Genomic DNA, 14,647 nt, shown 5'->3' on the forward strand with positions numbered 1-14,647 from the left:
GCTTCTTATATCTTCTTACATTAAAATTTAAAATCTACAAACAATTATATACGGATTAGTTATGAAAAAAATACTCAAATCTTTTTTTAGTATGCAAGCAATGATAGTTTTACTATTTTTTATGGCAGTTTCATCTGCCTTAGCAACTTTTGTTGAAAATGATTTTGGGCCTTTAGGTGCAAAGTCTTTTGTCTATGGGCAAACATGGTTTGAGTTAATAATGCTTATTTTAGTAATTGGAATAGTATTTAATATAGTTTGGTTTAAAATGTATAAAAAAGAAAAATTCTTTATTTTATTTATACATATTTCATTTGTTTTTATTCTTTTAGGTGCAACGTTAACAAGATATATGGGATATGAAGCTTATATGACCATCCCAGAAGGAAGCCTAGAAAATAAGATGTATTCTAGTGATGAATATATTCAAATAAAAAATGATGATGAAATAATTTATGATGAGAAAGTTTTAATGACACCTTTATCTCAAACTTCTGTTGATTTTACTACATTAATAAATGGTGAAGAATTATCAATAAAACTTAATAGATATGTAAAAAATGCTGCTGAAAAAATTGTTCCTACAAAAGATGGACAAGCACTTATTAATATAATAGTATCGCAACAAATGGGTACCAAAAGTATTGACTTAAAAGACAAAGATACTATAGAAACCAATTTTTTAGTATTTGCTTTAAATAAAGAAATAAAAACTTCAAAACCTACAGTTATATTTGAAACTAAAGGAAATGAAATTTTTATTAAATCAAATATACAAACAAATGTTTATACAAAAGACTTTAAAAAAGTAAAAACTTTAAAAGCTAATATAAATACTCCTTTGATTTTAGAGCAAATATATAGAATTGGTCAAACACAATTTATGGTAAATGAAGCTACTTCAAAAGGTGCATTAAAAACAGTAAGTTTAAATAATGATATGCCAAAAGATAAACAGTTAAATGCTGTAGTTTTAGATTTAAAATATAAAGGAAAAACACAAGAAGTATCACTATTTGGTAAAGGTGGTGCTACAAAAGGTTTTGTAAAAAAAGTAAAATTTGATGATGAAACAATATCATTATCATGGGGTTCAAAAATGATAGAACTACCTTTTTCTATTTTATTAAATGACTTTAGATTAACAAGATATCCAGGTTCAAACTCGCCATCAACTTATGAAAGTGATATAAAAATTTATGATAAAAATAATGATGATACTTTAGAGTATACTATTTTTATGAACAATGTTTTAGACTATAAAGGCTATAGATTTTTTCAATCTTCATACAAACAAGATGAATCAGCTACAATTCTTTCAGTAAATAAAGACCCAGGGAAATTACCTACTTATATAGGTTACTTTTTACTTTTTACTGGATTATTATTAACTTTATTTATCAAAAAAAGTAGATTTAGAAAATTAGCTAGAAAAAAATATACACTTGAAGAGGTTAAAAAAACTTATCATGCAAAAAAAGCTCTTAGTTTAGTCTTTCTTGCTTTAATATTTTTTTATACTCCAAATACTAGCTATGCAAAAGATACTATTTTAGATAAAAACCCTCATGTTTTAAATATAGATAAAAATCATGCTCAACTATTTGGAAGTTTATTAGTACAAGATTATCAAGGAAGAATAAAACCTATTAACTCTTTAGCAATTGAAATAATCAATAAAATTAGTAGAAAAAATGAACTTTATGGTTTAGATGCAAATCAATTTTTCTTAAGTATGATGCTTTATCCCAAAATGTGGCAAGAAGTTAGTTTTATAAAAATAAAAGATACTAAACTAAAAAAACTTATAGGAATAAGTAAAAAAAGTAAAACTATAAGTTTTATGGATATTTATAATCAACAAGGAAACTATAAACTTCAAATAGCACTAGAAGAAGCAAATGCAAAAAAACCTGCACTAAGAAACAACTTTGATAAAGATTTAATCAAAATCGATGAAAGACTAAATATAGCTTATACATTGTTTACAGGGGATTTTTTAAGAATTTTTCCAAAAATTGGTGATAAAAACGATAAATGGCTAAATGTAAATGAGGCTGTAAAACTTTTAATTGCTCAAGATTCAGCTCATATTAAAAAACTAATGGAAGAGTATTATTTTTCATTAAATGATGCTAGCCAAAATAAAATATCATGGGAAAAAGTAAATAAAGCTTTAGAAAATTTAAAAACTTATCAAAAACAAAATGCAAGTCATGTTATTCCAAATGACTTTAAAATAAAAGCAGAATTAATTTTTAATAAATATAATATTTTTGAAAGATTAACACCCTTTTATTTACTTCTTGGGTTTTTCTTACTTATTTTGATTTTTATTAATATTTTTAAATCAAATATAAAACTTGATAAAGTTATCAAAACTGTACTCATTTTATTAGTTTTTGCATTTACTATTCATACTTTAGGGCTTGCTCTTAGATGGTATGTAAGTGGTCATGCACCTTGGTCAAATGGTTATGAGTCAATGATTTATATTGCTTGGGCTATTATTTTATCAGGAATTTTTTTCTCAAAACAATCGCCTTTAGCCTTAGCTACCACAACTATATTAAGTGGTGTAACTCTATTTGTAGCTCATTTATCTTGGATGGAACCGCAAATAACAACACTTACACCTGTATTAAAATCATATTGGCTAACTATTCATGTGAGTGTAATCACAGCTAGTTACGGATTTTTAGGACTTAGTGCTTTATTAGGTTTTATTTGTTTATGTTTATTTATTTTAGCAAATCCTAAAAAAGAAGATGAAAAATTTTTCAATATTTTATTAAGTATAAAAGAAGCAAATAGAATAAATGAAATGTCAATTCTTATTGGATTAGTACTGCTTGTAATAGGAAACTTTTTGGGTGGAATTTGGGCAAATGAGTCATGGGGAAGATACTGGGGTTGGGATCCAAAAGAAACATGGACTTTAGTATCAATAATTATTTATGCAATAATTATTCACTTAAAATATATAAAAGGCTTACTTAATGACTTTACTTTAGCAGTACTTTCAACAATAAGTTACTCATCTATTATAATGACATATTTTGGAGTAAACTATTACCTTGCGGGGAAACACTCTTATGCAGCAGGGGATCCTATACCAATACCTACATTTATTCCTATAACACTTATCATTATAACTATAGTAATTTTGCTTGCATATAAAAATAGAAAGATTCTTTAATCTACTATTTTTATCTTAGTAAATAATATTTAAAGTAATTTATAAAAATAATTTGAACTTATAAATAGAAATTACAAAATTTTTGCTATAAACGTAGCATTAAAGTAGCATTTTTATTTTTTTTCTGATATAATACCTTCATAAAACAAGAAGTTTTATCTTATTTATCTCTCCTTAGTTAAAAATTACGTAGCTGTAACAATTTTTTTCGAAGATGAAGCTTCTTTTTTATATAAAAACACACATCGAAACTAATCAGTTTAAATTTAATCTCCCAAGTTTTATCTTTTTAAATAATCAAACATCTTTTGATAAAACTTGACTTTTCAACAAAAATAATTAATACATATTTAACAGCTTTTTATTAAAATCATAATATAATATTTAAATAATAAAAAAAAGAGAAAAAATGTTTAAAAATTCTGAGCTTAATGATTTAATAGAAAATGCTAAAAATATAAAAGTTTTATATGCAGAAGATGAACATTTAACTAGAGATACAATTGAAGATTTACTAAATATAATTTTTAATGAAGTGCTTGTAGCAAAAGATGGAGAAGAAGCTTTAGAGATTTTTAAAGCGAATGATGATATTGATTTATTAATCACTGACATAAATATGCCTAAAATAAATGGTTTAGAGCTTCTTAAAATTACAAAAGAGCTTAAACCCGAACTAGCAACGATTATTGTTTCTGCACATTCAGAAAGTAAATTTATGCTAAATGCTATTAAACTTAGTGTAGATAATTTTATTGTAAAGCCTTTAGATGCTATGCAACTTTTTGATGTAATAAAAAAAGCAATTGAAAAAACTGTATTAAGAAAACAGAATCAAAGAAACTTAATGATATTAAAACAATATCAAGAAATAACAAATAAAAGCTCAATAATTTCTAAAACCGATGCTTCTGGAGTAATTACTTTTGTAAATGATAATTTTTGTGAAATATCAGGATATTCACAAGAAGAGCTAATTGGAAAAAATCATAATGTAGTAAGACACCCAGATAATCCAAAAGAACTTTTTAAAGAATTATGGACAACAATCAAAATAAAAAAAGAACCTTGGAGTGGAATTATTAAGAACCTTGCAAAGGATGGAAAAAGCTATTTTGTAAAATCAACAATAAAACCTTTACTTGATCAAAATGGTGAAATTATAGAATACATGGCACTTAGAAATGATGTAACTGAAATAATGAGTGAAAAAAGACAATTAATTGCATCTTTAGAATCTTATAAACAATCATTTTTAGCCTTAATACAAATAGAAAACTTTGATATTTTAGATAAATTTTATGATGCAACAACTGTAGAAAAAATTGAAGAAATATTTGAGAATTTAATTATAGGTTTATTTCCTAAAAATACTAAACTTTATGAAAAAATCTTTAAATTAGGAGATGGCTTATTTGCTATTAGCAATAGTCTTGACAATATAGAAAAAGATAATATAGATTTAGAAGTAGAACTTTTAACTTTAATAAAAAATACAAAAAATTCAACTATAAAATTTGATAATATTGAATATGATGTATCAATTGCTGTAAGTTATTGTTATGGTGAAAAAAATGTTTATGAAAATGCTAAATATGGAATCGAAAAAGCATTAGAAGATAATAAAAGTTTAATTTTTGCTAATAATTTGGTTCAAGAAGCACATGAAATTGCTCAAAAAAATATAGAAACAATTCACATGGTAAAAACAGCTTTAGACAATTGTAATATTGTTTCTTATTTCCAACCTATTATAGAAAATAAAACAAAAAAAATAGTAAAGTATGAATCTTTAGTAAGATTAATAGATGAAGAAGGAAAAACAATATCTCCTTATTTTTTTCTTGATGTATCTAAAAAAGGAACATACTATACTAAAATCACAAATAGAGTAATTGAAAGCTCTTTTAAAGTACTTGATCATATAACAAATAGTGTAAGTATAAACTTATCAGTATTAGATATGGAAAATGAAGAAATTAAAAATAAATTAATAGAATTAACTTCAAGACCTGAATATAAAGGTCGAGTTATTTTTGAATTACTTGAAAATGAAAATATAAAAGATTTTAAAAGTGTCAAAAAGTTTATAGCAAAAGTTAAAAAACTAGGAAATGTAAAAATTGCTATTGATGACTTTGGAAGTGGCTATTCTAATTTTGAAAGACTACTTGATTATAACCCTGATATTTTAAAAATTGATGGTTCTTTAATTAAAAATATTGAAACAGATTCATATAGTAGAAATGTAGTTGAAACTATAGTAACTTTTGCTAAAAAACAAAACATTGAAACTATTGCAGAGTTTGTAGAAAATGAAAATATCTATAATATATTAAATGAAATGGGTATTACTTATTCGCAAGGCTACTATTTTGGGAAACCAGAGAAATTAATATAATTAAGGGAAAAGAGCTATATAGAAGTAATATAAATTCGAACACAAAGCTTTATTATTATCTTTTAGTTTACTCTTTCAACCCAATAATCAGGTTTTCTATGATGGTGTGCAATAGCAATAATTAAAATGTGATTTTCTTCAACTGAATAGAGTAAGTTATAAGGAAACTTATTTACAACACATTTCCTAATGTCTTTTCTAATTTCAACATACATATTTGGAAATTTTTGTATTCGATTCAAGGTATTGTAAATCTCTTTTTTAAACTTTTCTCCTAAATTTGTTTGTTGTTCTTCATAGTAATCTTGAGAATCATAGAATTCTTGTTGGGCAACTTCTAAAAATAAAATATTCATTATTTAAAAATATTTTCCATTGGCACAGCCTTTAGCTCACCTTTTCTATAAGATTCAAGGCGTTTATCAGCTTCTTCTGCCCAAATTTCATCTATTTCTTCATCAGGTTTATCAAGACTTTTTAAAAGTTCATCTACAAGTTTTGATCTTTCATTTACTTTAAGTTCTAATGCTTTCTCTAATAGTTCATTTATACTCATAATGTAACCCTTTTGTTTTATACTAAAATTATATCTAAAAAATAGTAATAGTACTGTTATCTCAATTTTATATTTTATCTAGAATTAATAGTATTTTTCTTTAGTATATAAGGTATGTTTAAACATTTTTAGGCATACAATGTCAACATTATCTGCTAAAATTTCAGATATATTCTTAACTCAAAAGCTTTCAAATCATAGAAATATTAATCAACTTTGAGATATACTAAAGTTGGTAAAGAAAGAAAAAAGATGCTATTTATAAGTTTGTTTTAAGTGGTATTTAAAATATTTTTAGTAATTGATTGTTTTTTCTAATTTATAGGATACAAATAAAGTCAACCCATTTTCTCATTATTTTTCTTAATCAAATTATTCACTATTTCAATATCCTGAAAATTATCAATTCTTGTAAAAGTTTCTAATGCTTTTTTATATAAATCAGCAGCCGCTTTATAAATTCCAGCTCCATGTGCAGCACTTCCATAATTAGCATAAATTTTAGCAACTTTTTCTAAATTATTTAGTTCTTTTTCTAGTGCTAATGCTTTATCATAAGAATCAAAACACTTCTGTATATTATTCACAAATAACAATAATTCACTTTGATATAAAAGAGCCAAATCATGATATTGCATTGCTATTTTAGATTTCAAATTAAACTTTTCATTAATTTCAATTGATAGCTTAAGAGTTTCAATTGATTTAAGATATTCACTATCTTTTTTATATTCTTTTGAAGAAAGCTCATAATCATCAGCCATATTTATTTCTATTATTTCTTTTAATACAATTCTTTTCCAAACCCTACCAATATCTGAATCATTATTAATTCGTCCACTGTATATTCCTAAAAAATAGGTACTTTCTTTTAATACTTTATATGTTCTACCTTTATTTTCTATTAGCTCACCTTTTTTTATCGATTGTATAACAGGTGAACCAGATTGACCTTTTCTTGTTCTACAGTCAATAAGCATTAAAGGTAAATTATCAAAATCTATATTTGGTTCTGAAGATAAATACCCAGTTAACCAAAGAGGAAATCTATCTGCAGAAAGACCAAATGGATATCCAATTACATTAATTTTTTGACCTATACTAATATCTCTTTCTTCATTTGTAATTTGAAAAACTATCTTCTCAATATTTATATGCTCGCTGGGATCACATACAATACCTACTACATCAACTTTTTCATTTGGGTGTTCAATCCATAAATGTTTACTCATACTATCATCAGTATATAAAGGTATTTTAACATTAACTCTACCTTCTGATTTCATTTCATCTTCATTTAGCATATTTGGAAGAGTCAGTGTAATACTATTTGGAATTGCACCTTTATTTGATAATAGTTCACCATTAAGTGAATTTTTACCTGTAACATTATGTTTATTTGTAAATAATAAAAAATGTTCATTATACTGACAAAAAAATGCTGTTCCCGTAGCTAATAAAATATCATTAAACTTCATTTCAATAAAGAATGATCTAAAGGAGTTAGCATGGATAAATTGAGACATTAAGATCCTTGTTTAGAATATGACTAATATTAGGCAGTATATAAGTAGATATCTTTAAAGAATCTGCCAACAAAAGAAGTAAAAAGCCCTCAGCCTAAACAGATCCACTTTGTTCCGCCGTTTCGATTTCGACTCTAAAAAAGCCAAACTATTGACTTTTTTTTTACGAGTCTTACATATATTTCTTAAGAACCTCAGGAATCTCTACAGTTCCATCTTCTCTTTGATAGTTTTCCATAATAGCTAATAGTGTTCTTCCTACTGCTAATGATGAACCATTTAATGTATGAGCTAATACATTTTTCTTACCATCTTTATATCTGATTTTTGCTCTTCTTGCTTGGAATTCTCTTGTATTAGAAATTGAAGAGATTTCTCTATATTTGTTTTGACCTGGTAACCAAACTTCTAGGTCAATTGTTGTTGCAGCAGAGAATCCTAAATCACCTGTACATAATTGTACTTTTTGGTGAGCAAGCCCAAGTGAAGTTAAAAGATCACTTGCACAAGCTACCATTTTTTCAAATACTTCTTCTGATTCTTCTGCTTTAGTAATAGCAACCATTTCTACTTTATCAAATTGGTGTTGTCTGATTAATCCTCTTGTATCTCTACCTGCACTTCCTGCTTCTTTTCTAAAACAAGGAGTATAAGATGTAAGCATAAGTGGTAACTCTTCTGCTGGCACAATTTCATCATTGTAAAGGTTTGTTAGACTTACTTCCGCAGTTGGAATTAAGTATAAATCTTCACCTTCAATTTTAAATAAATCATCTTCAAATTTAGGTAATTGCCCTGTTCCTTGAAGTGTATTAGAGTTTGCCATAAAAGGTACATACCACTCTTCAAAACCTCTTTGTCTATTAAAATCAAGCATATAATTGATTAAAGCTCTCTCTAATCTTGCACCCTCACCTTTAATTGCTGAAAATCTTGACTTAGCAAGTTTTACACCTCTTTCAAAGTCTAACCAACCATTATCTAAATCCCAGTGTTCTTTTGGTTCAAAAGAGAAAGTTGGTTTTTCACCAATAGTTTCTAATACAACATTTTCATCTTCATCTGCACCATCTGGAACATTTTCATCTGGAAGATTTGGTACACCTAAGGCAATTGAAGTAAGTTTTTCTTCAAGTACTCTAACATCATCTTCTAAAGTTTGCTTCTTCGATTTTAGTTCATTGATATTTTCTTGAAGTGGTGCAATATCAAGACCTTCTTTTTTATACCTTCCAAACTCTTTTGAAAGCTTATTTTGTTCGGCTGTAACATTTTCCATATCTTGCCTTTTAAGCTTAGCTTCAAGTGCAAGGGATTTTAAGTTATCTAAAACTTCACTATCAACACCCTTTCTAGTTAGTGCTTTTGCCATAGTATCAAAATCTTTTTGTAGTTCTCTTACATCAATCATTTTAATCTTTCATTGTAAATTTTTCGCAATTATATCTAATTTTTTCTATATGAAGGCTTTTTTACTTTTATTTACGACTATTTTAGGAAGTATAAAAAATACAAAACAAATAATTTTAAAATTTCTTTAAAAAAACTGTCCAGTTTTATGTTTTATTTCGTCTATATAAATAGTAGTAATCTACAAAAAATAAGACATAAAATTAAAAAATAAAAAAGTACTTGTCTTGAACTAACAGTTAATAAGAACTTTTTTATATAATTTTGATTATGATTCTTATAATTGTTAATGTGATTTTATTGTCATTTTTTAATGGCATAATCATGTAAATTACTATTGAGTAAAACACAAAAGGAAAAAAATGACAAAAATCGGTAAAACATTAATTGTTTTAGCTAGTTTAAATTTAGCATTGTTTGCCAATCAAATTGACAAATCAATTGCAGTTATTGAACAAACTAATAATCAGTTAAAATCTTATCAAAACAGCATTGATAAGAATGAGGAACAAAGAGAAAACCTTTTTAATGAGTATAAATTTAATAATAGCTCAATTAAAAGTACAAAAATTTACAATGAGCAGTTATCGAAAATTATACTATCACAAGAAGAAGAGATTAAGAGTTTAGACCAACAGCTTATTGATATAGAACAAACTCAAAAAAACATCTTTCCTTTAATGATTAATATGATTAGTTCACTAAAAAAATTAATTAATGAAGATACTCCATTTTTAATGAGTGAGCGATTAAATAGAGTTGCGAAGCTTGAAGAAACTCTAAATAAAGCAGATATTCAAACTCATGAAAAATATAGAATAATTCTTGAAGCTTTTAAAATTGAATATGACTATGCAAAAACAATAGAATCATATCAAGACAAAATTGATGGAAAAACATACAACTTTTTAAGATTAGGAAGAGTTGCACTTTACTACCAAAGTTTAGATTTAAAAGAGTATGGATACTTCAATAAACAAACAAAATCTTGGGATAAGATAGAAGATTCAGTATCAAAATCAAATATTAGAAAAGCTATCAAAATTGCGAAAAAACAACAAAATGTTGATTTATTAAATTTACCATTTTTAGCTGCGAAGGAATCAAAATGATAAAACATATCCTAAGTTTAACACTTATTTCTACTCTAAGTTTTTCACTAAATCTTGAAGGTTTACTACAAAGTGTAAAAAGTGACTCAAAACAAGAATTAGTGGAAGAAAAACAAAGACTTCAAGAGTTTATCAAAAATAAAAATCAACAAGCATATTTAGTTCAAAAAAGTAGAAAAGCTTTAGCAGCTGAAGAAGCAAAAACTACTAAGTTTAAAACAAAAATTGATGAAAATGAACTATTATTAGAAGAAAAAGAGACAGAACTTAATGCAAAAGCTGCAAATCTAGGAGAAATGTTTGGTAGTGTAAGACAAACTTCAGCAGACTTTTTAACAAACTATCAAAACTCACTTACTGCATCACAAGATTTAAGTAAAGAAAAAGTATTTTCAAAATTTGCAAATTCAAAAAAACTTCCTAACTTAGAAGAACTTACAAAGTTTTGGCATGTGATGTTAGATGAAATTATTCATTCAGGAAATATTTCTCAATACAAAGCAGATATTATTTTAAATAGTGGTGAAAAAGTACAACAAGATGTAACAAGAGTTGGTCTATTTGCTGCTGTATCAGATGGTAAATACTTAACATACTCAAATGATATGAAATCATTAGTTGAACTAGCAGTTCAACCAAGAAGTAGCCTATTAGAACAAGCAAAAGCTTTTGAAAAGTCAAACACAATTTCAAATATAACTATCGACCCAACAAGAGGAACACTTTTTGAAATGATAGAGAATAACCCTACGATTTTAGATAGAGTAAATCAAGGTGGAGTTGTGGGATATATAATTCTTACTCTTGGTGGACTAGGGTTATTATTTGCATTATATAAAATTCTTATTTTGAATATTGCCTCTGTAAAAATCAAGTCACAAGTAAAAAATCTTGATAAACCAAAAGAGAATAATTCTTTAGGAAAAATTGCTGATATCTTCTATAAAAACATAAATGACTCAATAAATGATTTAGAGATTAAAATTGGTGAAGCAATTATAAAAGAAACAAATAAAATCAAAAAAGGTCAAAGTTTTGTAAAACTACTTGCAGCAGTAACGCCTCTTTTAGGATTACTAGGAACTGTTACAGGAATGATAGCAACTTTCCAAGCAATTACTTTATTTGGTACAGGTGACCCAAAACTAATGGCAGGAGGTATCTCAACTGCTCTTATTACTACAGTTTTAGGTTTAATCACAGCAATACCACTTCTATTTGCATACACTTATATCTCTTCAAAAGCAGATGAACTTGTATCTATTTTAGAAGAACAAAGTATTGGATTATTAGCAAAAACGTTGAAATAAGATGATTGAAGTATATCTAGACGATTTATTAGCCTTCTTTAATAAAGGAGGCTTTGTTTTATACATCGTATTTGCCATTGCACTTTTTTTATGGACTTTATTAGTTGAAAGATATATCTTTATAACTTTTGAATATAAAAAATACAAAAGAAAAATTTTAGAAGAAATAAAAAGTGTTTCATCAGATAATAAATTTAAAGATGAAATAAAAAGATATATGGTTGAAGAAGCTAACTTAAAACTAAAAACAGGATTACAGTTTATAAAAACTTTAATTATTATATGTCCTTTAGTTGGTCTGTTAGGGACTGTAACAGGAATGATTGAAGTATTTGATGTTATGGCAATTATGGGTACAAGTAATGTTAAATCTATGGCAAATGGTGTTTCAATGGCAACAATTCCAACTATGGCCGGAATGGTTGTAGCTTTAAGTGGAATACTTTTTGAAAAAAAATTAGAACTTTCTATAAAGTACCATACTCAAAAATTAGAATTAGAACTTTCAAAGGTTATAAAATGAGAAGATTTTCACAAAAACATCATAAAGAAGAAACAGAAATAAATTTAACGCCTATGCTTGATGTTGTTTTTATTATGCTTATATTTTTTATTGTTACAACATCTTTTGTAAAAGAAGCAGGAATAGAAGTAAATAGACCAAGTGCAGCCTCTGCACAACAAAAAGGAGCTGCAAATATCTTAATAGCAATTAGAAATAATAATGAAATTTGGATTGATAAAAGAATGGTTGATATTAGATCAGTTAGAGCAAATATAGAAAGGCTTAAAGCTTCAAATACTCAAAATTCAGTAGTAATACAATCAGATACTCAAGCAAAAACAGGTACTTTAGTTCAAGTTATGGATCAAATTAGACTAGCAGGTATTTTTAATATCTCAATATCAACACTAAAAGAGAATTAAAATGAGACTATTTATAGCTCTTTTTTTATCAATAGTTATAAGTGTGGGTATATTTTTTGGTATGCACTTAATGACAGCTAGTCAAAACGCACAACTACAAAAAAAATCTGAAACTAGACATTTAGTATATTTAAGAGAAAAAAATGACACTAAAATTGAAAGAAAAAAAAGAGTAAAACCAAAAGAACCACCTAAGAAAAAACCACCAAAAAAAATAGAGATAAAAACAAAAGTAAATACACAAATCAACAAAAATATAAAAGTTAAACCTTTTAAAGTACAAACAAAAAAAGTTGATATTTCTGCTATTTCATCTCTAAGTGGAGCTCAAATACAAATGGGTGCAGGTTTAGTTGATGCAAATAGTTTAACTGCTATTACAAAAGTAAACCCTAGATTTCCTAGACGTGCAAAAATAAGAAAACAAAGTGGTTATGTAAAACTTGGATTTACAATAAATAAATCAGGTGATGTACTTGATGTAAAAGTACTCGATTCAAAGCCCAAAGGTGTATTTGAAAAAAACTCTATTTACGCAATAAAAAAATGGAAATTCAAAAGAAACGAATTTGATAGAAATGCTACAATTACATTTAATTTTAGGTTGGAAAGATGAAAAAGTTAATCTTAATATTTTTAATTTCAATAGCTGTTTTAAATGCAAAAGAAACAATAAAAGCAAGTGATTTTAGAAGTTTACAAAACGCAAATAAACTAATAGAAAAAAATAAACTTAACCAAGCAAAAATTTCTATTGAAAATTTATTAAAAAAAGATGTAAATAATTTAACAAAATCTTATGCTCTACAATCTTTAGCAAATATTCATTTAAAAAGAAACAACTATAAAAATGTGGCTAAAGCTTATGAGAAAATAATCGCATATAAGGCATTAGAACAAAATGATATTTTAAAAATAAAATATTCATTATCTAAAATATATTTTAGTTTAGAAAACTATTCTAAAAGTCTTAAATACTCAAAAGAACTGCTTAACTCAAAAGTCGTAAAAGATATAGAAATATATGAAAATATGGCTTTAGCATACTACTATAATAAACAATATAAGAAAAGTACTTCTTATATTAAAAAAGTTCTTCAAAGTAAAAAAGACTTAAAGAAAAAAGAGTCTTGGTATAGAATGCTATATTCTGCTTATGTTGAAAGTAAAAACTATAAACTAGCTATCAATACTTTAAGAAGTATGGTGAAAAAATATAGTGAAAATGAAACATATTGGATGCAATTAATTTCACTTTATGAAAAGACAAAACAAAAAAGAAAATCTTTAGCAACACTTGAACTTACTTATAAAAAAAATATTGTAAGCAAAGAAAAAAACCTACTTTATTTAGTGAGTATTTTAAGTGATTATGGGATTTATAACAAAGCAGCAATTTATATGCAAAAAGCTTTAAATAAAAGTATTGTTAAAAACAATCAAAAAAACTTTAATATTTTAGTTTCTTTATATTTAAATGCAAAAAATTATGACAAAGCCATCAATTTATTAGAAAATTCTAGTTTTGCTAAAAATGATAAATATCAACTAATACTTGGAAATATTTACTATAATCAAAATAATTTCAAGAATGCAATTAGAGTCTTACAAAAACATAAATTTAAAGCTAATACGAGAAGTGATGGAAAAAGATATACTCTTTTAGCTTTAAGTTATTATGAATTAAATGATAAAAATAAACTTACAAAATATCTAAAAAAAGCCTCAAAAAATAAATATGAAAAAAGAAGAGCAAGAGTTTTAGCAAAAGATTTAGGTTATAAAATCTAAATCTTTTACTTCTTAAAATCTTTCTTGTCATGTCTAAATTTTACTAAGTCAAAATTCACACACTATCAATTATAATTATCAAAATCATAAAAGGAAACAAATGTTTTTTCAAAATGTATATAAACAACTTTCAACACCCGAAAATACTGGAAAAAAAATCGGATTATTTAGAGTTTTATGTTCTATTTTTGGAGGTTTGATAAGTGCTTATTTAGGAATGACTCTTTTAGTTTTTATTATTCCAGGAAGTCCTGGAGAATCTATAATCATTCCTTTAATGTTTAATACTTTTGTTTGGGCATGTTTTGCTTTATGGATTGTATTAGCACCTACAAAACTTAGTGCCCTTCTACGTTTTGTAGTGCCTTCGCTAATATTTTCAATTTTTTTACTTATCTTATTTTAAAGAATTATA

13 protein-coding genes are annotated in these 14,647 nt (G+C 25.8%); 9 read left to right on the forward strand and 4 right to left on the reverse strand.

What is annotated here, in order from left to right:
* Positions 1 to 61: 61 nt before the first annotated feature.
* Positions 62 to 3,199, forward strand: a complete 3,138-nt coding sequence (ccsA, locus tag ACH5BK_RS07195) for a cytochrome c biogenesis protein CcsA (RefSeq protein WP_404305897.1) — start codon at positions 62 to 64, stop codon at positions 3,197 to 3,199.
* Positions 3,200 to 3,608: 409 nt separating this feature from the next.
* Positions 3,609 to 5,600 carry an EAL domain-containing protein gene (locus ACH5BK_RS07200; protein ID WP_404305899.1) on the forward strand — a complete coding sequence of 664 codons (1,992 nt, stop codon included), beginning with the start codon at positions 3,609 to 3,611 and terminating at the stop codon, positions 5,598 to 5,600.
* Positions 5,601 to 5,662: 62 nt separating this feature from the next.
* Here ACH5BK_RS07200 and ACH5BK_RS07205 read toward each other — a convergent pair whose 3' ends face one another.
* The 4 genes from ACH5BK_RS07205 to serS form a co-directional block, all read right to left on the reverse strand.
* On the reverse strand, positions 5,663 to 5,956 hold the full coding sequence (locus ACH5BK_RS07205; RefSeq protein ID WP_404305901.1) for a type II toxin-antitoxin system RelE/ParE family toxin: 294 nt from the start codon (positions 5,954 to 5,956) through the stop codon (positions 5,663 to 5,665).
* On the reverse strand, positions 5,956 to 6,156 hold the full coding sequence (locus ACH5BK_RS07210; protein ID WP_404305903.1) for an addiction module protein: 201 nt from the start codon (positions 6,154 to 6,156) through the stop codon (positions 5,956 to 5,958). The genes ACH5BK_RS07205 and ACH5BK_RS07210 overlap by 1 nt, the downstream gene beginning before the upstream one ends.
* A 338-nt stretch (positions 6,157 to 6,494) precedes the next feature.
* Positions 6,495 to 7,682 carry a hypothetical protein gene (locus ACH5BK_RS07215; RefSeq protein ID WP_404305905.1) on the reverse strand — a complete coding sequence of 396 codons (1,188 nt, stop codon included), beginning with the start codon at positions 7,680 to 7,682 and terminating at the stop codon, positions 6,495 to 6,497.
* 172 nt (positions 7,683 to 7,854) lie between these two features.
* The gene (gene serS / locus ACH5BK_RS07220; protein ID WP_404305907.1) at positions 7,855 to 9,093 is read right to left on the reverse strand and encodes a serine--tRNA ligase; all 1,239 of its coding nucleotides are present in this window, start codon (positions 9,091 to 9,093) and stop codon (positions 7,855 to 7,857) included.
* Between the two features lie 361 nt (positions 9,094 to 9,454).
* On the opposite strand from serS, the gene ACH5BK_RS07225 reads away from it, so the two are divergent.
* From ACH5BK_RS07225 to ACH5BK_RS07255, 7 genes are all read left to right on the forward strand, one after another.
* Entirely contained in the window at positions 9,455 to 10,204 is a 750-nt protein-coding gene (locus ACH5BK_RS07225) for a DUF3450 domain-containing protein (protein ID WP_404305909.1), read from the forward strand.
* Positions 10,201 to 11,514 carry a MotA/TolQ/ExbB proton channel family protein gene (locus ACH5BK_RS07230; RefSeq protein ID WP_404305911.1) on the forward strand — a complete coding sequence of 438 codons (1,314 nt, stop codon included), beginning with the start codon at positions 10,201 to 10,203 and terminating at the stop codon, positions 11,512 to 11,514. The genes ACH5BK_RS07225 and ACH5BK_RS07230 overlap by 4 nt, the downstream gene beginning before the upstream one ends.
* Position 11,515: 1 nt before the next feature.
* Positions 11,516 to 12,037, forward strand: a complete 522-nt coding sequence (locus ACH5BK_RS07235; protein WP_404305913.1) for a MotA/TolQ/ExbB proton channel family protein — start codon at positions 11,516 to 11,518, stop codon at positions 12,035 to 12,037.
* Entirely contained in the window at positions 12,034 to 12,441 is a 408-nt protein-coding gene (locus tag ACH5BK_RS07240) for an ExbD/TolR family protein (protein WP_404305915.1), read from the forward strand. The genes ACH5BK_RS07235 and ACH5BK_RS07240 overlap by 4 nt, the downstream gene beginning before the upstream one ends.
* Position 12,442: 1 nt before the next feature.
* Positions 12,443 to 13,057 carry an energy transducer TonB gene (locus ACH5BK_RS07245; RefSeq protein ID WP_404305917.1) on the forward strand — a complete coding sequence of 205 codons (615 nt, stop codon included), beginning with the start codon at positions 12,443 to 12,445 and terminating at the stop codon, positions 13,055 to 13,057.
* Positions 13,054 to 14,232 carry a hypothetical protein gene (locus tag ACH5BK_RS07250; RefSeq protein WP_404305919.1) on the forward strand — a complete coding sequence of 393 codons (1,179 nt, stop codon included), beginning with the start codon at positions 13,054 to 13,056 and terminating at the stop codon, positions 14,230 to 14,232. The genes ACH5BK_RS07245 and ACH5BK_RS07250 overlap by 4 nt, the downstream gene beginning before the upstream one ends.
* A 100-nt stretch (positions 14,233 to 14,332) precedes the next feature.
* Positions 14,333 to 14,638 (forward strand): hypothetical protein, encoded by a 306-nt coding sequence (locus ACH5BK_RS07255; RefSeq protein WP_404305921.1) that lies wholly within the window; start codon positions 14,333 to 14,335, stop codon positions 14,636 to 14,638.
* The last annotated feature ends 9 nt before the right edge of the window (positions 14,639 to 14,647 follow it).

It is taken from the genome of Arcobacter sp. YIC-80 (genome assembly GCF_044841725.1).
In the GTDB taxonomy this organism is placed as follows: Bacteria; Campylobacterota; Campylobacteria; order Campylobacterales; family Arcobacteraceae; genus Arcobacter_B.

Bases quoted from the DNA above. Each gene is read 5' to 3' on its own strand.
- ccsA (WP_404305897.1), top strand. From the start codon at position 62: ATGAAAAAAATACTCAAATCTTTTTTTAGTATGCAAGCAATGATAGTT.
- ACH5BK_RS07200 (WP_404305899.1), top strand. From the start codon at position 3,609: ATGTTTAAAAATTCTGAGCTTAATGATTTAATAGAAAATGCTAAAAAT.
- ACH5BK_RS07205 (WP_404305901.1), bottom strand. From the start codon at position 5,956: ATGAATATTTTATTTTTAGAAGTTGCCCAACAAGAATTCTATGATTCT.
- ACH5BK_RS07210 (WP_404305903.1), bottom strand. From the start codon at position 6,156: ATGAGTATAAATGAACTATTAGAGAAAGCATTAGAACTTAAAGTAAAT.
- ACH5BK_RS07215 (WP_404305905.1), bottom strand. From the start codon at position 7,682: ATGTCTCAATTTATCCATGCTAACTCCTTTAGATCATTCTTTATTGAA.
- serS (WP_404305907.1), bottom strand. From the start codon at position 9,093: ATGATTGATGTAAGAGAACTACAAAAAGATTTTGATACTATGGCAAAA.
- ACH5BK_RS07225 (WP_404305909.1), top strand. From the start codon at position 9,455: ATGACAAAAATCGGTAAAACATTAATTGTTTTAGCTAGTTTAAATTTA.
- ACH5BK_RS07230 (WP_404305911.1), top strand. From the start codon at position 10,201: ATGATAAAACATATCCTAAGTTTAACACTTATTTCTACTCTAAGTTTT.
- ACH5BK_RS07235 (WP_404305913.1), top strand. From the start codon at position 11,516: ATGATTGAAGTATATCTAGACGATTTATTAGCCTTCTTTAATAAAGGA.
- ACH5BK_RS07240 (WP_404305915.1), top strand. From the start codon at position 12,034: ATGAGAAGATTTTCACAAAAACATCATAAAGAAGAAACAGAAATAAAT.
- ACH5BK_RS07245 (WP_404305917.1), top strand. From the start codon at position 12,443: ATGAGACTATTTATAGCTCTTTTTTTATCAATAGTTATAAGTGTGGGT.
- ACH5BK_RS07250 (WP_404305919.1), top strand. From the start codon at position 13,054: ATGAAAAAGTTAATCTTAATATTTTTAATTTCAATAGCTGTTTTAAAT.
- ACH5BK_RS07255 (WP_404305921.1), top strand. From the start codon at position 14,333: ATGTTTTTTCAAAATGTATATAAACAACTTTCAACACCCGAAAATACT.